Origin of the sequence: Paenibacillus sp. FSL M7-1455 (genome assembly GCF_038004655.1) — a bacterium.
GTDB classification, from domain to species: Bacteria; Bacillota; Bacilli; order Paenibacillales; family Paenibacillaceae; genus Paenibacillus_AQ; species Paenibacillus_AQ cookii.
In genome coordinates, this window is sequence record NZ_JBBORO010000001.1 from 4,908,682 (window position 1) to 4,931,252 (window position 22,571).

Here is a 22,571-nt window from a genome sequence, read left to right on the forward strand (position 1 = left end):
CATGTGCCATGTCGTCGTTAACGCATAAACAATCCGCCGTTCACTTCGATCGTCTCCCCGGTCAGGTAACCCGATAACGGCGACGCCAGGAACAACACCGCGTTTGCCACGTCCTGCGGCGTGCCTTCCCGCCCCAGCGGGATTTTGGCGACGGTCGCGGCCCGGCCTTCATCGGAAGTGAAGGTCGCATGAAAAGCCGTCTGCCCGATAAACCCCGGCGATACGCAGTTGACGTTGATGCGGTGTCCGGCCAGTTCTTTAGCCAACCCTTTCGAATAGGATATGACCGCCGCCTTGCTCGCCGCATAAATCGATGCGCCCGGGCCGCCGCCGTCATGCGCCGCGACGGACGTCACGTTGACGATTTTCCCGCCCCGGCGGATCATGCCGGGAATGACCAGCTTGCTCAAGAACACGCAGGACTTGAAGTTCACGTCCATGACCCGGTCGTAATGCTCCTCCGTCATGTCGACGTTCGGCACGCGTTTCACCAAGTGGCCCGCGTTGTTCACCAAAATATCGACCGGGCCGCCAAACTCCGCCTGAACGGCCTCAACCATGGCCTCCAGCTGCCTTGTATCGGTCACGTCCGCACCGAACCCGGCCGCTTGGCCGCCGGCTTCCGCGATTTCCGCGACCAATGTTTCCGCCTGCTCCCGGCCGCTGCGGTAATGTACTCCTACCGCGGCGCCGCTTGCTGCCAGCGTCTTCGCGATCTCCCGCCCGATTCCCGAGCTGGCCCCTGTCACAAGCGCGATTTTGCCGTGCAAATCCACTGTCATCCCACCCTCTCTTCGTATATGCATGCCATGTTGCCGTCCAGCGGCAGCGACATCGTAATGACCGTCCCTTGGGCCGGGACGCTGTCGATCGCAAGCCCGTAAGCTTCGCCGTACACCATTTGAATGCGGCGGTGCACGTTCATTAGTCCAAGTCCGCCTTTATGATAGAGCGAACCCGTATCGGATTCGGCCAGCCGGTTCAGCCGCAGCTTCTCCCGCACGGAACGCAGCCGTTCCGCCGTCATGCCGGCCCCGTTGTCTTCCACGACGACGTGGAAACGTTCCTCCTCTATGAACGCGCCGATGCGAATCCGGTGGTGATCCTGCACGCCGTCGGGGAACGCATGCTGGAACATGTTCTCGATGAGCGGCTGCAAGGTCAGGCGCACCATTTTGTGCAGCAGCAGCTCCGGCGGGATCGCCACGTCCAGCTCGAATTCGCGCTGCGTCCGGTATTTCAGGATCGTCATATAGCTGAGCACATGCTTCAATTCGTTGACGACCGTAATTTCCGCCAAATTCGTCTGGAGCGCATACCGCAGCATGTGGGCCATCGCTTCGACGATCTCCATGATTTCTTCCGAGTCCTGGACGACGGCGTAACATTTGATCGTCTCCAGCGTGTTGTACAGGAAATGCGGGTTCATCTGCAGCTGCAAAGCTTGGAACTCCGCTTTGTGCTGCTCCAGCGCGATCCGCTGCAAATTCAGCTCCGTTTTGTTGGAACGGATTTCGGCTTCGTACACCCGCTCGATCATCTCGGATAACCGCGTCAGCATCATGTTGTAGCTGCGGATCAAAAAGCCGAATTCGTCCTGGCGCCCGTCATCGTCGATCGTTTTCCATTCGCCTTTATCCATCATGCGCATGTTCCGCACCAGCTTCTTCAGCGGCTGCACGAGCGAATTGCCGAACCGGCCGGCGAACCACAACGCGATCATGAGCGTAAACGCGCCGGCGATCACCGTCGTGTACCGGATGCTCATGATCGGCTCGCGCAGCTCGGACACCGGCACCGAGATGACCATCCGCCAATCGGCCGCATGCAGCCGCTGCGACACGTACATCCGCCGCTCGCCGTTCACCTTCGCCGTAAACGTGTCCCGGTCTCCCGCCAGCAGCTGCCGCTTGATCTCTTCATTCATATATTCATCCGCGGCAACCTGATCCGGCTGATCCACGAATTGGCCCTGTCCGTCCACGATGAAGGAATATCCCTTTTTCCCGAGATCCATCCGGCCCCACAGCTTCGAGATTTCCTTCGTGTTCAGCTTCATCCCGAGAATGCCCCGGGGCTGGTGGGAGACGATCCCGCGCACGCGGCGGATGAACGTAATGTACTGGGCGTCTCCCGGGGCCACCGAAGCCGAGTTGATCAGCGCCCCGAGCCCGTCCTTCGGGATTTGCCCTTCGATCAATTCATAATACGCTTTGTAATCCTTCACTTCGTCCTGAATGATGTCTTTGGTCGTGATCGCTTTGCCGTCCTGATTGATGACATAAATCAAATCGATCTGCGGGTAGATGATAAACGCCTGATCGAACTTTTTTTGAATCCGCTCGGACAATTCGTAATACTGGAAGCTGTTGCCCGGGTCCATCTCCATGAACTGGAGCACGTCGCGGTCGGACAAAATCGTTTTGCTCGCATTGTCAAAGGTCTGCAAATACAAGTCCGTATGGTACGCGGCATGCGCGATCATTTGCGACAAATACCGTTCCAGCTGGCGATCCAGCAGCTTCGAGGATTGGACGTACGTGATGGCGCCGACCACCGACAACGAAATGACGATAAGCACCGTAAAATAAAAGAAGATGCGGTGCGATATGCTTTTGCCGAACATCAAGAGGAGATCCCCAGCTTCTGCCGGTATTCGGAGGGCGAGATGCCCTCGTATTTTTTGAAGGTTTTCGTGAAGTTGGAGTGGTCGGCGTATCCAACCGCGTAAGAAATGTCCGTGATCCGGTGCCGCTCTTCGCCGAGCATCCGTTTGGCGTATTCCATGCGCCGTTTCGTGCGGTATTGGACGAACGTTTCGCCGGTCGTCTGCTTGAACATGACGCTGAAATAATTCGGATGCAGCCCGAGCAGTTCGGCCACCTCCTCCAGCGAAACCTCGCTGGCGAGGTTGCGTTCGATATACGCCTTGGCCTCTTCGATCGGGTCCTTCAGCTTGCCTTTTCTGCGCCGGTGCAGGTTTTCCAGCGTCTGCCCGACGCTGTCCTCGAACCGCTTCCAGGCATCCGCAAACGACAGCCCCCGCTCCAGATTCAGGCATTCCACAAGCGGAATGTGGACATCCTTTGCCTTCAGCTTTTTCATCAGCAGCGCATAAAACTCTTCCAGCACTTCGGTCTTTTGCAGATCAGACAGCCCGTAAGCCGCCATCTCTTCTCCCCATGTACGAAGCAGCTCCTGCGCCTGCGCCCGGTCCACGTAATAAATCGCCTGCTCGAAGCGTTCCAGCCATTCGTCGATTTTGGCCACGGACAGATAGGCGGAGCGTCCGAGTTTGGACGCGCGCTGCACGAGCCGACCCAGCGTATCATGCAGCTGCCTTTTGCCGATCGGCTTCAGCAGGTACTCCCTCACCCCGTAGCTCATGCAGGTCTGGGCATACGTAAAGTCGTCGTACCCCGAAATGACGACCGTCTGCACGGGAGCGTCCATTTCGGCTAGTTTTTCGCATAACGCCAGACCGTCCATGACGGGCATGCGGATATCCGTGAACACGAAATCGGGGAGCTCTTCCCGGACGGCCTCCAGCGCTTCCGCTCCGTTGGCGGCCTCGCGGATGGATGAAACCGGAACCCCGGATTGCCGAATGAATACGGTCAGGCCTTTCAAAATCATGGGTTCGTCATCAACAATGAGAATGCGATACATCCGATGGAACAGCTCCTTTCGATTTCGTTCATCCGGTAGACGCCGGGGTTTAGCTAAGACACCTGCTTCGTCCAAAGGCTGCCGGCTGAAGCCGGTTTATTTGCGCGGCAGGAACACGCCTTCTTTTTTCTGGAACCGCTCGTTTGCTTCGGCCAGCACGTCCTTGCCGCCTTTCGATTTCCACTCCTCGATCACCTTCGGCCAATTTTCGATCGGCTCCTGTCCGTACACCATTTTCACCATATGCGTGATGAGGACCGGCGGCGGCGTATCCGACAGCGGCGTAATGTCCGGGTTCTTTTTAAGCGCTTCCAATCTGGGCTCGAATTCCATGCCGTCGCGGCCTTCATTCGCAAGAATGTTATCGAACACGCTCATCAGGTTGCGGCCTTCTTCCGTCAGGCTGAGCGAACCTTTGTTATAGGTCGTATCCTGCACGAGCCACAAAAACGACTGGCGGTAACGCTCCTCGTCGACGCCCTGGGAATCGGTCGGCTGCTTGTAGTCGATTTTGTCGCCGTTCATCGTGTAGTTCTCGCCCTCCACCCCGAACGTGAAGAACTTCTCCGCTTCGTCGGACACCATCCAGTCAAGGAATTGAATGACCTTCTCCGGATGTTTGTATTTGGCGTTGATGAAGTAGGAGCGGTTGACGTCGCCGTACAAGTAATATCCGCCTTTGCCGTCGGGTCCGACCGGGGACGGAATGATTTCCAGCTTCGCGTTCGGCACCGACTCCTTCAGCTGGGTTTCCCATTGGATCAGCTCGTTGGCGTTCATCGACCACATGCCGGCTTTGCCCGCCAGGATCGTGTTTTTGAACGTCGTCGGATTGATCGTCGCGAACTCTTTATTGATCAGCCCTTCATCGTACATCGTTTTATACGTGGAGAGCGCTTTCATCATGTTTTCCGAATCAAAAAACTTCGGCTGCACTTCACCGTTCACTTCTTCAAACTGGCTTAAGTACGGGAATACGTCATACGCGCCGAAAAACGTATCCGCATATTTGAAATCCTGCCTTCCCATGTACGGGTTCTCCACGCCGAGCTTTTTGAAGGCGCGCAGCACGCTCAAATACTCGTCGACCGTCTTCGGCACGGGCAGCCCCGTCTGATCCAGCAAATCCTTGCGAATCCACGTCGCCCGGCGGGAAGGATTGGACAGCCATTCCGGGATACCATAAATTTTACCTTGATAGGTCATGCGATTCCAAGCTTCCTTTGGAATTTTCTTCAAAAGGTTCTGCCCGTGCTCCTTCAGCAAATCGTCGAGCGGCATGAACACGCCGGCCTCCACGGAACCCGCCATTTCTTTTCCCGTCACGCCGCCCTGGCCCTGCACCACGTCCGGAATGTCGTTCGTCGCGAACATTTGCGCCATTTTCTGCTCGTATTCCTTGTGAGGCACGAGACGGATATCCAAATCCGTTTTGGTCAGCTCTTCGAGCCGTTTCACCCATTTGTCCTGGTTGATATCGGGCGATTTCTCGACATGTCCGAAGTTGAGCGTCCGCAAGGAAATCGAAAACTTCGTGACCTCATCCGCTGCCGCCTGCTTCGTTTCTTCCTTGCTTTCCCCCTGCCCGCCGGACGTCTCCTGTTTACCCGAGCATCCTGCCAGCAGCCCTGCAGCCATAACGCCCGCCAGCAGCAAGCTTGCCCATTTTTTCATGTTATCCCCTCTTCTCAAAAAAATGATGTTTGCAGGTCATGGATGATTTTCGCTAGCCAGATTGTATCGTTAAAGCCCCAGCAACCGTGAGGGAGCAACTTCATGTGCGCTGGGCATTTTTTAAGATTTGACCGCTCCGAGCGTAAGCCCTTTCACGAAATGCCTTTGCAAAAACGGGTAAATTAAAATGATCGGCAGCGTCGCGATGATGATCGTCGCCATTTTGATGCCTTCCGGGGACGTAAACGCCAAATCGCTGAACTGCGAGGCGCCGGGGTCAATACTGATATCGTCCGTTTCGAACATTTTTTTCAGCTTCACCTGCAGCGGCCACCATTTCGGCTGATCGATGTAATACAGCGCGCTCATGTAGGCGTTCCAATGCCCTACCGCGTAAAAAATGCCGAGCGACGCCATCACCGGCTTGGACAACGGCACGACCATGCTCGTCATGATTCTCAATTCGCCGCATCCGTCGATGCGCGCGGAATCGATCACCTCGGCCGGAAGCTGCTTGAAAAACGAATGCATCACGAAAAAGTTGAACGCACTGATCGCTCCCGGCAGAATCAGCGCCCATGGCGTGTTCATCAGGTGCAGGTTTTTGATCAAAATGAAGTTCGGAATGAGCGGCGCGCTGAAAATCATCGTCACCAGCACCAGCAGCACGACGATCCGCCTGCCCACGTATTCCTGCCGCGATACCGGATAAGCGAGCGTTGCCGTGGCGACCAGATTGACCAGCGTCCCGGCCGCCGTGATGAACACCGAGACGGCAAAGGAACGCCAAATGGACGCGTCGCTGAACACGTACTCGTAGTTGATCAGCGTGAATTCGATCGGCCAAAAGGTCACTTTTCCCGACGTAATCGCCGCCGAGGAGCTGAAGGACTGCGCGATCACGTTCAGGAACGGCAGGAACATGACCAGCCCGAGTATCGACAAAAACAAAATATTAAACGCGTTAAACGTTTTGTAGCCGCCGGACATTTTCCGGTTCATGGGTCCTCCTCCTCTTCATCGGATGTTGTGTAAAATCCTCTAATACAGGCTTTCGCCCGTCGTCTTTTTGCTGAAGAAGTTCCCTGCCATCACGAGCACCAGGCCGACCACGGACTTGAACAGCCCGACCGCCGTCGTGTAGCTGTACTGCTGGGACAACAGGCCTGCCCGGTAAATGTACGTATCCAAAATTTCGCCGTTTTCCGTGTTCAGCGCGTTGAGGAACACCCATACCCGTTCAAACCCGAAATCCAGGAACTTGCCGATATGCAGCAGGAACAAAATCATGATGGTCGGGAGCAGCGCCGGGAGCGTGATTTTCAGCGTCTGCTTCCAGCGGTTCGCCCCGTCGATTTCCGCCGCCTCGTACAGCTCCGGGTTGATCCCCGCCAATGCCGCCAGATACAAAATCGTGCCGTACCCCGTATCGCGCCAAATGCCCGAGCCGACCAGCACGCTGCGGATGTAATGGTTATCGCCTAAAAAATACAGCGGATCGATGCCGAACAGCCCGAGCAGTTGGTTGAGAATGCCCGTAGTCGGAGACAAAATGGCGACGGACATGCCGGCGATGACGACCCAGGACAGGAAGTGGGGCATGTACACGACGGTTTGGACCACTCTTTTGAAAATGACAAGCCGCAGTTCATTGAGCAAAATGGCCAAAATGATCGGCGCCGGAAACGCGATGACGAGGTCGTACAGCCCGATCAGCACCGTGTTTTTCAAAATCCGCAAAAAGTCGTAATGTTCGAACATCGTCTTGAAATGCGCAAAGCCTACCCACTCGCTGCCGGTAAACCCTTTAAAAATGTTGTAGTCCTGAAACGCGATGATCGAGCCGCCAAGCGGGATGTACTTGAAAATGAGAAAATACAAAATGCCGGGAAGCGAAATGATGTACAGCGCCTTATACTTCCACATCAGCTGGGCGATGCCGCCGCTCTTGGCGCGTCTACGCCCCATGCCCGGGGGCAGCGCCTCGGCCGCTTCGGGTTTCATTGACATATCGATCCTCCTTCTGCCGTATGGGAATAGGTTAGAAACTCAAAAGTTTTCGGATTTTGCCAAATCCTCTACTTTCATACTAACGGCGGAAGGCGGGATGCTCCATGGCTGGATTCTTTGTGGGCTGGTGATTTTTTAAGGTGGAAAAAAGGGATGGATCGGAAGGAGGCGTTGCTTGGAGAATGAAACGGCCGGGTGCCGCTCGCGGGCATAAAAAAGCCTCATCTCCTGGGGTGGAGAAGAGGCGGTTGCATGTTCCTTATAGGGATTCGTTCAAAGCGCGAACTGCCTTGGAGAAAAATCTCAGGCTTGCTTGCGTTTGCGGCCAAACAGCTCCTGGCGGAGTTCGTCCAAATGCCCCAGCACCTCGCGCGATGCTTCTTCAATCGGTTTCAGCACGTTGTAGGACTCGGAGGCCGCGGTCTTGCCGTCCATCAACCGGGCGGCCTCCTTCGCCAGCCGGTGGATTCGCGCATGCGGTTCATCGAGCGCCTGAAAGGACGGCAGCTTGGCGAGGGCCTCGCTTGTTCGGCGTTCATCGTACCACTTGCCCAACCGGCATGCGTGATGGTCCCCCGCGGCTTCGAGGTCGAGCCGATGAAAACCGAGCAGGCTGTTGTATACCCACCAGCGCCACAGCAGATGGTCGGTTTTCACGGTGCGAAGGGTCTGCTCTTCGCTCAGGCGCGGAAACAGCCCGAGAGTTTGCAGCCGCAGCCCGTTTACTTTTTTGCTCGCTTCGTAAATGTCTTTGCCGGTCGCCAGCGCATGCTGCTGAATCCGTTCCTGATGCTCCAGCATGACCGCCGTGCGCGCCGATATGTCCTTCGTTGCCGCGGCTTGCTCCTGTACGACCGCCGCGATGCCGGAGGTGGACTCGCCGATCCCTTTGATCAGCTGCATCATGTGGCCCAGACTGCCGATCGCTTCCTGGGCGCGGTTTATGTGCCCGAAGATGTCCTGCTCCATCTCTTCGGTTTGGCGCCGGACGTCGAACGTCGTCTGATCCATCCGGGCGATGCTGCTTGTCACCTGCTCCACCGAGCCCTTCGTCTGTTCGGCCAGCTTCCGCACCTCGCTTGCGACGACGGCGAAACCTTTGCCGTCCTCCCCGGCTCTCGCCGCTTCAATGGATGCATTCAAGGCCAGCAGATTCGTTTGCTCCGCCACCTCGCGGATGAGACCGACGACCTGAGTCACGTTTTGCACCGTCTCATGCAGTTCTTCGAAACAACTGCGGGTGTCGGCAAAGCGTTCGGTGATCGCCAGAAATCCGTTCAGCGCCGAGGCGATCACCTCCTGTCCCTGCTGTGCCTGCTCCAGCATCCCGTTGCTGCTCGCCGCCATGCGCGCCGCGTGTTCGGCCACTTCCTGAACCGACGCGGACAGCTGCTGCGCCCCCGTACTAACGTTGTTCGTCTCCTCCAACGATTGCGCGACCGAATCGAGGAGCGGTTTGATTTTGTCCATTTCGATCAACGTTTCGACGATTTGGCTGTTCGTTTCGATCACCTGGTAATGATGTGCTTCATCGTACGCTTCCAGCACCAGCTGCGTGTCCAGCGTGATGATTCGGTTCAGCGACGTGATGATCGCCGCCGCTTTGTGCCGATTCGGGAATTCCTCTAAAATGAGCGGAACAAGCTCCTCATAAATCCGGGTGAACGCCCCGATGAACCACTCCGGCGCAAGCTTGATACGGCTGTGGATATGCCCGATCCGCATCCGCGACTCAAAATAGGACTCGTCCAGCTCCACGCGCGGAATGGATTTCAGATAAGCGATAAACGTGCCGGTCAGGCGCTCCCGGGTACTGTGTTCTTCGATGATATCCCGCATCTCCCGAACCTGCGCCAAAATCTCGTAATGCCGATGGGTAATCCGCTCCGCGTGCGCATCGATCAGCGCCGTTAACCGGCGCACGTTCTCCAAGTCAGCCTGATGAATTTGCAAAAATTCCAGCTTATGCTTCAAATGGCCCGCCGCCGCAACGTCCGTCGAAGCCTGCAAGGGTCCGTCATCATCGCTCCGACTCTTCTTTTGAAAAAACATCTGATCCCCTCCTGATGTGTTTGGTTCTTGTTGATCATGCCAGCGCTGCAGCCTATTAACCTCTCTCGATTTATCCCTGACGCCGCTTTCCGGCATTGTAGAAGGCTGCCGCCGGCTTGCGTAGGAACTGGTTGCCGAGACAATGCGCCCATCTCGAAACCGTTTACGATTCCTGCTTTCTTATTTATCGGCAAATCTGGTTAAGAACTGGATATGAACAGAAGCGTAAATTTCATGAACACAAAAAATGCACCCCTTAAGAAGCGTGCCGGATGAACTGATGCTTGGGTTCCTGCTTCGCCTTTAAAAGGTGCTTTCGAAAAATATTAAAAAGCGGATGTGAACGCTTGACTTGCCGCCATATCCCCTTTGCGGATGATTGCATGAAAAATGGGCTGTTCATGGGAAGAGTTACGGGCGTGCATCCATACACTCCCTGTTGGGACGAATAGGATAGGATCGAACGTCCATCGTCGCTCCTCGGGGCAGCATGGCCGTGATCGCTGAAGGGAGTGCTTTCCATGCCCGCTCCATATCCACGCTCGCAAATTCGCGGCATCGCCCGCCAATTCGGATTGAACATGATTTCCTCGGCGCCGATGCCGCGAATTCAGGCAAGCTGTGGATTCTGGATCGGGGAAGGCCTTTCTACGTCACGGCATGGATCGAAGGGCATCCCATGCAAACGGCGCAGGACTTTGAGCAGCTCGGGCAGGCTTTAGCCGCGCTTCATGCCATCCCCCCGGGAAAGGCCGGTCTCAAACGGGCTCCCGCCCTTGAACAAATTCGGTTATGGAAACAAAGGATTCCTTTTTCCGCAAAACGACGGCGCGTTTGCATCAAAAAGGGAGATACCGAAGATGGATCGAAACGTACGGCAAAGCCTGCACATCGCTTTCGGAACGGGCATGGAGCGAGCTCGCCACCCCGGGGACGCTCCGGCTCATCAAGAACGAAGCCGCTCGTCCCTCATTCGTTCACAACGACGTCACGATGCCGAATGTCATCCTTTCCGGCGACGGGCGTCTCTTTCTCATCGACTGGGACCGGATTCGGCTGGGCTCGGCCTTTATCGATACGGCCAAGGCGATCCAAAACACGACCCAGTTCAATCCCGAGTTCATCCAATCGTTTCTGACAGGGTACGAACAACACCGGCCATTAGGCAAGGCTGCACGAAAAACCATCGCCGCCCTTTATGCGCTCCCGCTCGAAGTTTGGTCCGCTTTCCGTTTCCCTTCCCGCGCCGGCAGCCGGCAAATGCTGCGTACAATAGACCGGACGTGGCAGGAGCGGGTAAAGGCGGTGGAGTTTATGGATGCGTGGGCGGGGTTAGCTTCCGGTATTCCTTGTCCGTCAAATATTCACAGAAAAATGGGGCGGCTTCCTCGGGGAGAATCGGCTTGAACCACTCGTCCAGTCCCCGGTCCAGCATGACGAGCAGCACGATCATAAACAAGCTGACGCCGGTAGAATACCGAAGCCAGCTTGTATCCTGGAGTTTTTTTCGTTGTCCACTAAATGGGGTCTTGCCCAAGGTCTCGGAAGCATTATTTTGTCAGAGGATTAGCAAGCTCAGCTTTGAAATAACTTCGGAGAGGATTTTGGGCGGAACTTTGCAGATGAACATCGCTTGACGGGACTGCCAGTCAAGGCTCCTAACCTGATCGGCAAGGATTACTCCATCAATCGGCAAATCTTGCGGAATAATAACTTCAAAGGGGTAGCTTTTTCTCCTTGAGGTTATCGGACATAACAAGGAAAGTCCAACCTTTCCATTATAAGCTGCAGGAGAAACCACTAGTGCCGGACGCCTGCCTGCCTGTTCATGCCCCGCCTGCGGGTTGAACTGCAACCAAACCAAGTCGCCGCGATCCGGTATATATTCGGTTTTTACCATGCTTCCCGACCTTCCGGCTCGCCTGTTGACACCTCTTCATGAAGGTTCTCAGGTGTAACTTGAGTAAGAAGCTCCTCCAGTGTAGTGGACTTCGGCTTGATAACCAAGTGGCCGTTTTCCACATCAAGATCGATCTCCGACCCTTCCTCCAGCCCAACCTTCAAAGCAAGGGATTTCGGGATGCGAATGCCTAGACTATTGCCCCACTTTTGCACATGAAACATGGAACCGCCCCCTGAAAATGTATATACAAAGTATATACCCAATATGGCTAAAAGTCAAATTTTGGTCCCTTGCCTTTATGAGTTATGCGTTTCCCACTTGAAGGTTCGTTTGCTCCTTCTTTTTCAATCCAATGACCTGACTCTGTGGAATTAGCGGATTATGATACACGACATAAGCCTTGTTAAATCGCTCGAAATAGCTTGGCTCATGCGATTTAGGAGTTAGGATGATCATTTTTCGTTTAAGTTCGCGAACATAAAGGTCAAAGACCATATTTTTGCGCTGCTCATCCAGTGCGCTGTCAAATTCGTCAAGCACGATAAATCCGGGACTCGACTGTAAATTCTGCAAAAGGGAGAGCGCAAACAGCAAGGAACTCAGCGATTCCTCTCCTCCGGATACACCTTTACCTACCCTTCCGCCGCGCGCTTTGATGCTCACATCCTCCAGCTTGCCCCGGTGTCCTTCTTTTCGAGCTCTAATATACAAATGGAAGTGAGTTCTTCCCTGCTTGTCCTCATGAGAATCCCAGTCTACCTGGCCCTCAAATTGAAACAAAGACATATAGGACCTGAATTTTTGCTGAATTTCGCTTACGCGCATGCTAATCGTTGTTTCCAAAAGATCCTGCAATTCGACCGTCCGCTGCTCATCCGCCTCCAGCAGAATTTTGGTCCGCTTATATTCATCCTCCAGTTGCTCATAGTTTTCCTTGGCAATTCGGTAATTTTCAGGAGCCGCAGGATCTACTTCTTCTTTTCTTGCTTCTTCAAAGGTAACTTCCCCTTTTTCCGCATCTGTCCGAAGCGCCCTAATTGCCGGTTTCTCTTCCTTGGCATATTTCTCCGCATAAATTTGTTTAGCCTCGTTAAAGATTTCAGGCACTATTCCCTTCATGTCTTCAATCTTCCTAGCGAGTACCGTCATTTCTGATTCCGCGTTCTGCTTTCCTTCTTCCGCTTTGTGGTGTTGATTGTGAAGTTGATTCACCAGCTGCTTCGTAAGCTGCAGTCGATGCCCTACATCGCCAATCTCCCGGTCCAGCTTTCTTCCTTTCTTCTCCAGTTGCTCCAAACGGTCTTCTAATGTCTGTAATTCATCTTCTTTCTCCTGCGTTTCACTTTCCAATGACTGAAGCTGGGCTTCTTTGTCATGCAGCTGCTCAAATTGTTCCCTCTGCGCACCTAGCTTCTCATAAAATGCCGCTTCTCGTTCTAAACTTTCCTGCTCATTTTCAAGCTTGGCCCGGACTCGCACCAATTTCCGAAACAGTTGCGATAAATGATTCTGCTCTTCTTCCAACTTGGACAACTTTAGAGTCATCAGCTTTAACTGTTCCTGACGCTGCATTCGCTCGTGTTGTCTCGTCATAAAAGCTTCAGCCATACGAACCTGCTGAATGATCCCCCCCAGAATCTGACTTTTCTGTGTATCTTCCTCGACCAACTGATAGATCTGTTCCAGTTCTGTGGAAAGTTTGGTTATATTGGACTCGACTTGTTTTTTACGAACCTCAAGTGCTCGTGCACTTAGAATATACCGCGGCTGCTCCTGGTTCCCCCGAAGTCCGGCGGCATCCCGAAGCACTTCCTCCTCGATTCGGACCGAATTCTGCAGAAAGAACTGTTCTACCCACCAGAGCGCCTTGCTGGCGTCATTCGTCATCTCCTCAGACAAATCACGTTTTACCTTGAGATGAAGCGCCGGCAAAACAGTAACCGAGCGATCTGGAACAACCGAATGCAAAGAGACATGATACAAGTCGTTCGGAGGTTTGATCCCGTCAACGCTTCCGCCGAAAAAAATCGTATATTTGATCGTATTAAATGAATCCTCATACTTTGGATGTGCCGCCTCATCCAGTTCAATCAAGTCACTCAGCGTATACGCCTTTCTGCCCAGCCTCTGAAAATATTGAAGCGATGCTTGCTGCCTGACCGAGATATTCCGATCCATCCGCAAGTTTTCTAATTCCCTCTCCAGCACTTTCAATTCCCGATCAAGGTCATAACCGTGGTTTCTGCCTGTCCTGATCTTCTCCTCGAGTCGATTCATTTCAAGCTGTACCTCATGACTGGAAGAATGCTGACTTAAAATATCACGGTGCAAGGATTCTTCCTTCTCATCCTGTTCAAGAGCCGCCTTAAGCTCGCTTGATCTGTTCCGAAGGTCGGTAAGGCTTAGCCCGACTTGTGAAACTAGTTCCGTGTTGCTTTGTTCCTGCTCTGTCAGTTCAGCCAATCTTCTATAAACGTCCTCCAGCCCTTTACTCACCTGAGCTTCTGTTCGCTGAATATACTTTCTTTCTTCCTCGAGCATGGCAAGCTCCTGCTTCAGTCCAGCAATCTCTGTCTTAAGCACATCCTTGTCCTCTTGCAAGTTCTGAAGCTTCTGTTCGAGATCAGAGATCTCTCCGGCAACACGCTCCTTATCTTCATCACATCGGATCCGCTGAGCATCAAGATTCTGTTTTTCTTCGATCAATACATTCTCTTTTTCCAGTTGTTCCTCTTGGTCTATTAACAGCTGCTCTGCCTGTCCGAGATACATAGCCCTTTCCTGCTTGAAATATTTCTCAAGACGAAGCAGCGATACGGAGCGCAGTATTCCGCCATCTCGAAGCCTTTTGCGGTTTAGCTCATATCGATCCAGTTCAGACTTCATAATCTTTAAATTTTGCTTCGTACCGGCCAGTCTCGTCTGTGCCATAGACAATGATTCCCGTGTTTCCTTCAACTTGACCATGCTTTCTTCCCAATTTCTCTGCGCATCCGTAATGCCATGCATTTCGCTAAAAATACGGAATCGTTCTTCCGGCGACATCGTCGCAAATTGGTTTACTTCCTGCTGGTACCAGATTAAATAAAACAGGTCAGGGTCAATTCTATAGACATATTGCAAGTCTCTTTTATACTTGGTAAAGCTGTTTTCCCGATCTCCTGAAGTATAATGCTTTCTATCTGTATAATGATCTTGTTCATCACCTGCTTCGATAATAAATTCCTTCTTGATCGGCTCACCGGGCTCCTGTTTGATCAGCAGCGTAAATTCGATATAGCGCGGAGCGTCGATTTTCATCGATCCTTCATTCAAAAACAGCAGCGCAATACGTGCTCTCCAAGTTTCATCGGGAGGTAAATTTCGTGATTTCAGCCCTTCAACTTCTACTTTAGAGGAGTAGAGGACAGCACCCATACAGTACGTAATCGTCGATTTTCCTGCTCCATTGGGACCGGTGACCATAATATGATCCGTATGACCGGACAAATCCAGATAAGCAGGATCATAATCTCGAATGCCTGAAAAGGTTAGCTTCCATGGAATCATCTTATTCCCCTCCGGTGTGTAAATTGTAACGTCTGAAGAACTTGAGCACTTCCTCTTTGCTCAGCTGATTGGACTGACTAAATTCAGCTGTTCGCCGTAGGAATGAATCCGAGAAAAGATTTGCTCCGATAGCCGTCAACTGATATGCTCGTTCATTCGAAAATTCATTGTCGCTATATTCCTCAATGGCTCCGATTTTTTTTAGTGCATCCAGATTATTCAGCAGCTTCTGATTGGCTTTCGTCGTTTCATGTCCAAGTGCATGCAGCAGCTGATCAAACAGGGTGTACTCATGCTGCAGCACCTCTTGCTGATAAAAGATATATAGCAGCAGCGCCAGACTTTCTTCAGACAAAGTGGTTCTTGCAGTTCTAGCAGGAACCCTCATCATAACAATCAGTTGATCCCGTCGGTCGTCATAAATCAATTTGAAATATCTCCCTACTGCCTGGTTAACCCTAATAATGTAAGAATCAAGAGCATCATTATCACTTGCAGTGCCCAATTGTTTCTCGGCTTCCTTTCTGGACAAACCAAAGTTGCCCCCTCGTAAAGTTGCAGATGAGGAGAACAAAATATTCATAAATACCAGCTCTTCCTGCGGTGTCAGAACTCCCTTTAATCCCTGTAAAGCCTGCAATGTTTGACTCTCTGCCGCCTGATTCTCCGCAGGCTCTACCCGATCTTCCTTCTGTTTCCTCATTTCCTCATGATTCATCATGCAAATCTCCCGGCTTTCTTTTTTTAATCGTCCATTCCCGATCCTTCGGATTGATCCAATTCCAGACCTTGTCGGGCCACTGCTGAAGTTCTGATCCAGCTCTATTCATCCAAACCTTGTCGTTGCCAATAAGAGCTGAAACAGCCGCCAAGGAATTGATGGCGTCTGACCAGCGCGGGCCCGCGGCTTCGATCATGATTTGCTCCATCCCCGCCTCATCATATTGATCGAGATATTGTTCGACCTCTTCGGTGCGGATCATGGATTTCGTCATCAGCCAGGTGGTGTCTCCTATATACTGCTGCAGCTCATCTGCAGAAATTTGCTCAAGTTTGTATTCGATCATTTCTCCCTCTTCTTCCAGAGGTTTCACCTTGGGCTCATAGTTCTCCAAGTAATGAACCGAATCCGAAATATCAGCCGCAGAAATAGGAGCTGCAAACTTGATTGGAATCCATAGCCCATCCAATGCCTCGCCCTCGTACTGATCCTGTTCCATGAAGCTTAGCATTTGGTAAGGATTTGGAATGTCAGAATCAACAGGCGGATTATACATTTTGATAATGAATTCACGTACCTTCTCAGGCTGAATATAAGATGAAAGCACTGTTTCCCGCATCGTGGCAAATTTTAAATATTTATTCGTCATCCCAAGACTAAGACTTGTGCCTTCCGCTAATACAGAGGTTCCCTTTTGCATCAAAGTAGTCAACACCAGACTATCTTCCAACGTCTGAAATTGCCGGTAACGCTCCTCCAGCTTGCCCTGCAGCTCCTTCATCAACTCGTGAATCAGCTCTAACTGTGGCAATGCATTACGATCGGCCAGCATTTCAAGCTCTCGTTCTTTGAGCAACTGGATGGCATTCTCGACATTACGAATCATGCTGGCAATCTTGTTCCCGCCGGAAATGCCATGATCATCGTAGGCTTCGCTGATTTCTGCGTCTCGCCTTGCTTGAAACAAAGAACGTCCAATCTCGTCGTGCATATAATAGGCCAATGAGTCATTGGCAAGCCGCACCAAAGCATCCATCATCCGTTTCCCTGCATCGCGCAGCTTGATCTGCCTAGACTGTTTGGATAACCAGTTGTATTTCACCAAAATATTGATGATTTGCTCCATCTGCTTTTGGGTTGGAGGATTTGGATCTGTGTATTTATTTCTGTAACGATAGAATAATGTATCTGTATTTTCAATTGGCTCAGCCAGGCCCAAAGCTTCCTCATTTAGAAGCTGTATGATGCGCAGAAATCGGAATATCCCTCCCGGCGTCAACCATTGATGCGTACCGAGATCGTTGAATACACCTGCAAGATAACTGATATCCCGCATCGATTGATATAGCTCGGGAACCGTTTCGTCTTTGTCGAATACCGAGATCAGCATTCGATCCATTTCTTCCAATCCGTCTCACTCCCCAAAATCAGCTCTTGTTCTGTACGCTCACCATTCATCAGCAGTTCGTTCATATAATTCTCGTATTCTTCAAACCGGGTCAGGATCGAGTGATCATGGCATATCCATTTCATTGTGATTCGTTCTTTACTCGCCCCTTTTACAACCGATGTCAGATGACTGGCAATGACAAGACCGGATTCATCATAATCAGTCCATATGATCACTTGCTGGATGGAATCTCCTTGAAGCAACTGCCGAATCAGACGGGCATGCGCGCTTCTGAGTTGACCGTCTACTCCGATAACCAATAAGCCGCTGTCTTGGACAAATTCCTCTGCAGCTGCAAATCTGGTCAGAATTGCTCTGTTCTCCGCAAGCCAGAGTGTACCGGCTGAGGTCGAATAGTCATCTTTATATACAGCCAGGTCTGTTAAAGCGTAGACGGGCCCAGCCAAATAATTCGAGTACCTGCCCGATATCGGACCTGTAAAATAAATAGGCGTGATCTGTCCAAGACTATTCAACCCTAGCAAAGGTAACGGACAGGATGCCCAGGTTTCGACCAGACCTAGAAAATCCTGCTTGTGGGAATCAAAGGTTTTAGACCCCCCGATGCCCCGCTCATAGGAAGCTCCGATCTCTTTCCAGTCAAAAAATTGCTTACGAACAGACAAGTGGATAAAAGCCTGTAAGAAATGCATGAACACGAAGCGTTTTTTTCTTGTCCAACTCGCCGGAAATTCAGGAGAAGAACTGAAGTCATCCAAGAGATGATGTTGAAATAGCGCATCCAACACTGAAATTAAAGACGTTATATTTTCCTTTCGCTCCGGAAGCCAAGAAGAAGTATCTGAATGAGCAGGTTCAAGAGTTTTAAGGATATCAAGTTCGTTCCTAAGCGCTTGCCGCAATTCAGACCACTGCCGGTCTTCAGCCTCTCTTTTATTGTCAATAACCCCCTGCTTATATTGAAACAAACGAAGCCCCATACGGTAACTGATTCTTTCCGCAGTTCTGCCGTCTTGTTTGAAACGATACTCTTTCATAATCCAACCCTGCTCTAACCAAGTGAAGGTATTCGAATCTTCCTTAAGATCAGCTTTCCTTCCGACGCTCCATTCAAGCAATTTCTCTGAGGGTAACTGTGACTCATCCTCATAACTAACAGCAACAATCAACATCCCCGTCTTTCGATAGGTTTTAACGGTTCTTTTTACGATAGTTAATTCATGAAGATTACCTTCTGTAATACTTTCAGCCGTATCCAGGCCAACGGGTTCGATCTGCTCGCCTTTCTTTAAGATGTATTTTTCAATGAATTTTTTAATTTCTTCAAATTGATTTATGATCATAAACAACGAACCTTTATAAATGTAATTTATTTTAATTGTAGCATAGTGAAGGAAATGAGGCGGGAGGATATCTGGAAAATAAGAACCCCGCCCTTTCAGGCGGGAAATATCGGGTAGCTACTAATTAACGACAGTGATACCAATGAATTTTTCATTCATGGCCAAATTCCATTCGAAGCCCATTTTGAAGGACGAAAGCGATATGTTGGACCAGCCGACGATAAACAAGCCTTCGTCATGATCATAGTCGAGTCATCCCTTGAAAATGAGGGCTTCCTTCGCCGCTATCACGGGTATGGAAGTTTTCCATTTGAAAATAGATTTGGATGATCCGCTGATGTCCTCATCCGGGTACATGGCAAAATATCGCTTCGGCTCAAACGTATCTTGCTCCCAAATGCCGTCCGTGGACATCCCTCCATAAAGCCCTAAATAAAACAATCCGCCGGGCTTCAAAACGCGTTTGATTTCCGCGAGCACGCCGGGCAGCTGCGCTTTCGGCACATGCAGCAAGCAATTCATGGCGTACACCGCATCAAAGGAGCGATCCGTAAAATCCAGATGATAAAAGTCCATCACCCTTGCTCTCAGCCCTTTTTGCTTGCATAAACGGACCATTTCTTCGGATAAGTCTACGGCTATGACATCAAACCCATGCTTTTAAAAAAACAAGCTGTCCCGCCCCGGACCCGCGCCGATTTCTAGAACGCTGTGCACATCATTCGACTGGAACGCATTCAGCACATTGTCCCGCTCCTCGGCCTTCCACCCTCCAGCTCCGCAGCGTTTCTGAGGTCAGCATGATTGTCATATGCTTGTTTCAGCGTTGATTTGATGGATGAAGGCTCGATTGTGATTTGCATTTCCTCTCGGAGCTCGCGTTTCAGACAGTCGATTGGCGATTCTCCGGACTCCAGCTTGCCTCCCGGGAACTCCCACAGGCCTGCCTGCGGTTTGCCGGGCTTTTTTCTGGCGATAAGGACTTGTCCTTGCTCGTTTTCGATGATGGCTGCGGCGACTTGGATCAAAGGGGGGACCTCCTTGGTTAATAGCTCAATTCATCTTTCTCCTAACAACTATTATATTATTATCCCATATTGTCAAAGCGTCTATTTCAGAGCTTACAATTTTATATTTTACCTGACGGGTCACCAAGAGGAATAAGAATAGGATAAAAACGGGAAAACGCTGGATGAAATCAAAAGAAGCCGTTAAAGTCCTTTAAAGACCCTCACGGGGAATGATGTTAAAAAAGGCTCTGGACGAAGTGATTAATTATCGGTTCCTGAGCCTGTTTTTGTATCTCGTAAAAAACTAAATGCAGTTCCACTCAAGCCACCGCCATCCCTAACCCCAGCAATCCCCCTAATCCCTAACATGAATCAAAATATACTTCGTCGTTTGATCCCATCCCAAATCGAATGGTACGCGATAACGGTCGGCGGTATGGGAGTTCACGAGGGGATAGCCGTTCGCGTCCTTCCCGACGACGACCGAAAAGTGGTCCGTGTCCCCTTTCAGCTCGTAGCCGATCAGATCGCCCGGCTGCAGCTTGGCAATCGCGCCATGGGGATGCTTGTCGCCGGATCGCGTAATTTCTTCAAATGTCCCTTTGGCAATCTGGCGGCCGTATCCGGAGTAAAACAAGAAGCGCTGGAAGGCATCCGTCTGCACCCAGGCCTGGCTTCCGCCTCCCCGATATCCCCAAATGCCGGACATCGGCAATCCGCCGCCTTCCTTTTTATCGCCAAGCACCTGGGATGCGAAGTTCGTGCAGTCTCCTCCCAGAGACGTATAATCCCTATAATTCCGGTTGTACCGATTGTTATTGCCGGCTCCCCAAGCCAGTCCCGCATATTTGTTGGCGTAAGCGACGGCGCGTTCCCGCTTGTATCTGCCTTCTTTTTTGGCCGCCTCGGGTTCGGGCGACAGATGCGGAAAGCCGGGAGGGGAATCCGGGATCAAATCCGGATTTTCTTCAAGCGGATCGAGGTACCACTCCTTTTTAACGATCCATCCGTCGCTCGTTTTTTTCAGGATAAGGGCATGCCGGGTACCGATTCCAAAGGATTGCGGGGGAACGGACGACGTCTTGTAGCCGTAAGAAATTTTGGTGGATTGGACCAAAGAAAGCACGGCTTGATCCCCGACTTCCTTCAAACGGGCGATTCGGATGCGGGGGTCTGCGGCGATCAGCCGAAGTCCGCGTTTTTCAATCCATGCGTGAACGTATTTTGCGCGTTTTAATTCCATTTGGTAAGCGTAGCGGCCCCCGGACTCGGACAGGTCGTAATATTTCTCGATCGTCGTCGGCTGCTGATCAATGAGCAAGCGGTTGCGGTCTTGGTACAATTGCTCCAAAAACGGCATCATCTTTTCTTTATCATCGTCCTGCTCGGGGGAAAGGGCATAAGCATCCGATGGCGATAAACAAAGGATCAAAGACATGCCAATCAGCAAAAACAGTCGTAACACAGCGGAAATCTCCCTTATCAAGGTTATTTAAGCGTCAGGGCTTTATTAAAAATCCTTGAATGTCCTTTTGAGAATCAACCTTTATGCTTCCCATGAAGAATGGAAATATCCTTTGAGGTTCGAATTCCATATCCTGGTTTCAGACAAGTTTCGGCCACCCATGGGGACTACCTTCGCCGTTTCGCTCATATAATTTTGGGACAACGTTTTTTGGGGTGAAAAGATGCCGCTTCCTTCCGTCCTTAAACAAACCGTGATGCGCACAAGCATCATTTTTCTGGTGAAAGCCATCGGGCTTGCGGCCCGCATCCCGTTGTTTCGGCTGCTCGGCTCGGAAGGAACAGGGATTTATCAGATCGTGTACTCCATCTTCGGATTCGCGCTTACGCTCACCGTGGGCGGCTTCCCTACATCGCTGGCGCTCATGACGGCGAAAAACGCGGCGCGCGGCCTGCAACTTTTCAACCGGCTGGTTGTCCCGTTTTTGATCCTGGGTGTATGTTCCGGTTCCCTGCACTACGCCATAGCCCCATATGTTGCTTATTATCTCGGGGACAGCCGTCTGGCGTTTCCCATCCGCTGCATTGCGCCGGCGCTCGCGGTGATTCCGTTACTGCAGCTGTACCGCGGTTATTTGCAAGGGATCGAGTCTTACCTGCAAGCGTCCGTTTCCGAACTCGTCGAACAAGCGGTGCGCGCCGGTACGATGTTATTATTGGCGGTTTTATGGCTGAAATACGGCATTCATGCAGCGGCCGGCGGAGCGGCGTTCGGAGCCTTTACAGGCGGCGTGGCCGCAGTATGTTTTCTTTGGGTTTTGCGATACAAAAATCAAGAGGGGGCGCCGATCAATGCGGGGAAAACGTCCACGTTACGCTGGTTCGTCCTTGGGCCGGAAGCCTTTCTTTTCGTGAAGTCATCCCTTGCCATTATGTTCACCCGTTTAATTTCCCCGGCAGCCGATCTTCTGGATGCGCTGATTATCCCTCGGCGACTGCAGATCGCGGGACTTACCCACTCGGGTGCACTCGCCGTTTACGGGGAAATATTCGGCATGGCATCGATCATCGTGTACCTGCCTACCATTGTGACCGCTGCTTTATCCTATACAGTTGCCTCGAAGCTGTCAGCCGGTTGGCAAAGCAACAACAGGAAAGATTTTATAGAACGCTCGAACATATGCCTGGAAATCGGGTGGTTATGGGGGATCAGCTCTGCCATCATCCTTTTCTTTCATGCGGACGAGCTCTCCAGGCTCATTTTTGGGAACGAAGTTGCGGCCGCGGCCATTCGTTGGATGTCCTTTGCCCCGATCATTGCGGGGATGAGGGAGCTGACGACGACGATTTTATGGACGACCGACCAAAAGAAAGGGCCCTTTATCGGCTCTCTTTTCGGCCTTGCCTGTTCCGTGATTGCCGCATACTTCTTAACGGCCATTCCCGGGTTCGGTTACGCCGGCGCGGCCATCGGCATCTTCCTATTCGAACTTGTTCCATTGTTTTGGAATGCCATCGTTTTACGTAAACAGTGCAAAGGTGCATTTTCCATCGGGCACTTGTTTAAAGTCTCGCTGTTTCTGGTGCTGATTCCCTTTCTCCATGCTCCATTGGATGCCTTTCTGGCGCACATCGGCCTGGCGTCGTCGGCTCTCCGATCGGCCGTAAGCCTGTTGTTTTTTACCGTCAATATGGTTTTTTACATCCTGTACCGATTCCGGAAAAAATAATCCATGAAGGGGGAGGGCCGATGAGGGCTCTACGC

At 51.6% G+C, this 22,571-nt stretch carries 17 protein-coding genes and 1 pseudogene; 2 read left to right on the forward strand and 16 right to left on the reverse strand.

The genetic code is table 11. The annotated features are described in order from the left end of the window. Positions 1–17: 17 nt before the first annotated feature. The 7 genes from NYE48_RS22560 to NYE48_RS22590 all read right to left on the reverse strand — a co-directional run bounded on the left by NYE48_RS22560 (position 18) and on the right by NYE48_RS22590 (position 9,405). Positions 18–782 (reverse strand): SDR family NAD(P)-dependent oxidoreductase, encoded by a 765-nt coding sequence (locus NYE48_RS22560; protein ID WP_341000022.1) that lies wholly within the window; start codon positions 780–782, stop codon positions 18–20. After that, complete coding sequence (locus NYE48_RS22565; protein ID WP_341000712.1) at positions 779–2,626, reverse strand: cache domain-containing sensor histidine kinase; 1,848 nt, start codon at positions 2,624–2,626, stop codon at positions 779–781. Before NYE48_RS22565 ends, NYE48_RS22560 begins: the two co-directional genes overlap by 4 nt. Further along, positions 2,626–3,669: a response regulator gene (locus NYE48_RS22570; protein ID WP_212950952.1), complete on the reverse strand. Its 1,044-nt coding sequence runs from the start codon at positions 3,667–3,669 to the stop codon at positions 2,626–2,628. The genes NYE48_RS22565 and NYE48_RS22570 overlap by 1 nt, the downstream gene beginning before the upstream one ends. Positions 3,670–3,765: 96 nt before the next feature. Next, complete coding sequence (locus tag NYE48_RS22575; protein WP_341000023.1) at positions 3,766–5,343, reverse strand: extracellular solute-binding protein; 1,578 nt, start codon at positions 5,341–5,343, stop codon at positions 3,766–3,768. Positions 5,344–5,463: 120 nt separating this feature from the next. After that, entirely contained in the window at positions 5,464–6,345 is an 882-nt protein-coding gene (locus tag NYE48_RS22580; RefSeq protein ID WP_341000024.1) for a carbohydrate ABC transporter permease, read from the reverse strand. A gap of 39 nt (positions 6,346–6,384) precedes the next feature. Next, a complete protein-coding gene (locus tag NYE48_RS22585; RefSeq protein ID WP_341000713.1) occupies positions 6,385–7,311 on the reverse strand; it encodes an ABC transporter permease in 927 nt (308 codons plus the stop codon). Between the two features lie 345 nt (positions 7,312–7,656). Next, positions 7,657–9,405: a protoglobin domain-containing protein gene (locus NYE48_RS22590; RefSeq protein ID WP_341000025.1), complete on the reverse strand. Its 1,749-nt coding sequence runs from the start codon at positions 9,403–9,405 to the stop codon at positions 7,657–7,659. Positions 9,406–10,197: 792 nt separating this feature from the next. Between NYE48_RS22590 and NYE48_RS22595 the strand changes: the two genes are divergently transcribed. Then, positions 10,198–10,812: a phosphotransferase family protein gene (locus NYE48_RS22595; protein ID WP_341000026.1), complete on the forward strand. Its 615-nt coding sequence runs from the start codon at positions 10,198–10,200 to the stop codon at positions 10,810–10,812. A gap of 151 nt (positions 10,813–10,963) precedes the next feature. Here NYE48_RS22595 and mazF read toward each other — a convergent pair whose 3' ends face one another. The 9 genes and pseudogenes from mazF to NYE48_RS22640 form a co-directional block, all read right to left on the reverse strand. After that, complete coding sequence (gene mazF, locus NYE48_RS22600) at positions 10,964–11,305, reverse strand: endoribonuclease MazF (RefSeq protein ID WP_341000027.1); 342 nt, start codon at positions 11,303–11,305, stop codon at positions 10,964–10,966. Further along, positions 11,299–11,529, reverse strand: coding sequence for an AbrB/MazE/SpoVT family DNA-binding domain-containing protein (locus tag NYE48_RS22605; protein WP_341000028.1), 231 nt, complete (start codon positions 11,527–11,529; stop codon positions 11,299–11,301). Before NYE48_RS22605 ends, mazF begins: the two co-directional genes overlap by 7 nt. An 82-nt stretch (positions 11,530–11,611) precedes the next feature. Beyond that, positions 11,612–14,857 (reverse strand): chromosome segregation protein SMC, encoded by a 3,246-nt coding sequence (locus tag NYE48_RS22610; protein WP_341000029.1) that lies wholly within the window; start codon positions 14,855–14,857, stop codon positions 11,612–11,614. Between the two features lies 1 nt (position 14,858). Continuing rightward, complete coding sequence (locus NYE48_RS22615) at positions 14,859–15,575, reverse strand: hypothetical protein (protein ID WP_341000714.1); 717 nt, start codon at positions 15,573–15,575, stop codon at positions 14,859–14,861. Further along, the gene (locus tag NYE48_RS22620; protein WP_445324043.1) at positions 15,565–16,986 is read right to left on the reverse strand and encodes a hypothetical protein; all 1,422 of its coding nucleotides are present in this window, start codon (positions 16,984–16,986) and stop codon (positions 15,565–15,567) included. Before NYE48_RS22620 ends, NYE48_RS22615 begins: the two co-directional genes overlap by 11 nt. Next, positions 16,962–18,332 carry a DUF2399 domain-containing protein gene (locus tag NYE48_RS22625; RefSeq protein ID WP_212950940.1) on the reverse strand — a complete coding sequence of 457 codons (1,371 nt, stop codon included), beginning with the start codon at positions 18,330–18,332 and terminating at the stop codon, positions 16,962–16,964. The genes NYE48_RS22620 and NYE48_RS22625 overlap by 25 nt, the downstream gene beginning before the upstream one ends. A gap of 252 nt (positions 18,333–18,584) precedes the next feature. Further along, a pseudogene (locus NYE48_RS22630) lies at positions 18,585–18,977 on the reverse strand (class I SAM-dependent methyltransferase); the annotation flags it as partial. A gap of 92 nt (positions 18,978–19,069) precedes the next feature. After that, positions 19,070–19,360: an NUDIX domain-containing protein gene (locus NYE48_RS22635; RefSeq protein ID WP_212950936.1), complete on the reverse strand. Its 291-nt coding sequence runs from the start codon at positions 19,358–19,360 to the stop codon at positions 19,070–19,072. Positions 19,361–19,697: 337 nt separating this feature from the next. Further along, the gene (locus NYE48_RS22640; protein ID WP_341000030.1) at positions 19,698–20,807 is read right to left on the reverse strand and encodes an amidase domain-containing protein; all 1,110 of its coding nucleotides are present in this window, start codon (positions 20,805–20,807) and stop codon (positions 19,698–19,700) included. Between the two features lie 223 nt (positions 20,808–21,030). On the opposite strand from NYE48_RS22640, the gene NYE48_RS22645 reads away from it, so the two are divergent. Further along, positions 21,031–22,536 (forward strand): oligosaccharide flippase family protein, encoded by a 1,506-nt coding sequence (locus NYE48_RS22645; protein WP_341000031.1) that lies wholly within the window; start codon positions 21,031–21,033, stop codon positions 22,534–22,536. Positions 22,537–22,571: the final 35 nt, after the last annotated feature.

What these genes read in the sequence shown, in the direction of transcription:
- NYE48_RS22570 (WP_212950952.1), bottom strand. Translation starts at nt 3,669, where the DNA reads ATGTATCGCATTCTCATTGTTGATGACGAACCCATGATTTTGAAAGGC.
- NYE48_RS22560 (WP_341000022.1), bottom strand. Translation starts at nt 782, where the DNA reads ATGACAGTGGATTTGCACGGCAAAATCGCGCTTGTGACAGGGGCCAGC.
- NYE48_RS22595 (WP_341000026.1), top strand. Translation starts at nt 10,198, where the DNA reads ATGGAAACAAAGGATTCCTTTTTCCGCAAAACGACGGCGCGTTTGCAT.
- mazF (WP_341000027.1), bottom strand. Translation starts at nt 11,305, where the DNA reads ATGGTAAAAACCGAATATATACCGGATCGCGGCGACTTGGTTTGGTTG.
- NYE48_RS22590 (WP_341000025.1), bottom strand. Translation starts at nt 9,405, where the DNA reads ATGTTTTTTCAAAAGAAGAGTCGGAGCGATGATGACGGACCCTTGCAG.
- NYE48_RS22610 (WP_341000029.1), bottom strand. Translation starts at nt 14,857, where the DNA reads ATGATTCCATGGAAGCTAACCTTTTCAGGCATTCGAGATTATGATCCT.
- NYE48_RS22645 (WP_341000031.1), top strand. Translation starts at nt 21,031, where the DNA reads ATGCCGCTTCCTTCCGTCCTTAAACAAACCGTGATGCGCACAAGCATC.
- NYE48_RS22605 (WP_341000028.1), bottom strand. Translation starts at nt 11,529, where the DNA reads ATGTTTCATGTGCAAAAGTGGGGCAATAGTCTAGGCATTCGCATCCCG.
- NYE48_RS22565 (WP_341000712.1), bottom strand. Translation starts at nt 2,626, where the DNA reads ATGTTCGGCAAAAGCATATCGCACCGCATCTTCTTTTATTTTACGGTG.
- NYE48_RS22615 (WP_341000714.1), bottom strand. Translation starts at nt 15,575, where the DNA reads ATGAATCATGAGGAAATGAGGAAACAGAAGGAAGATCGGGTAGAGCCT.
- NYE48_RS22580 (WP_341000024.1), bottom strand. Translation starts at nt 6,345, where the DNA reads ATGAACCGGAAAATGTCCGGCGGCTACAAAACGTTTAACGCGTTTAAT.
- NYE48_RS22575 (WP_341000023.1), bottom strand. Translation starts at nt 5,343, where the DNA reads ATGAAAAAATGGGCAAGCTTGCTGCTGGCGGGCGTTATGGCTGCAGGG.
- NYE48_RS22585 (WP_341000713.1), bottom strand. Translation starts at nt 7,311, where the DNA reads ATGGGGCGTAGACGCGCCAAGAGCGGCGGCATCGCCCAGCTGATGTGG.
- NYE48_RS22625 (WP_212950940.1), bottom strand. Translation starts at nt 18,332, where the DNA reads ATGATCATAAATCAATTTGAAGAAATTAAAAAATTCATTGAAAAATAC.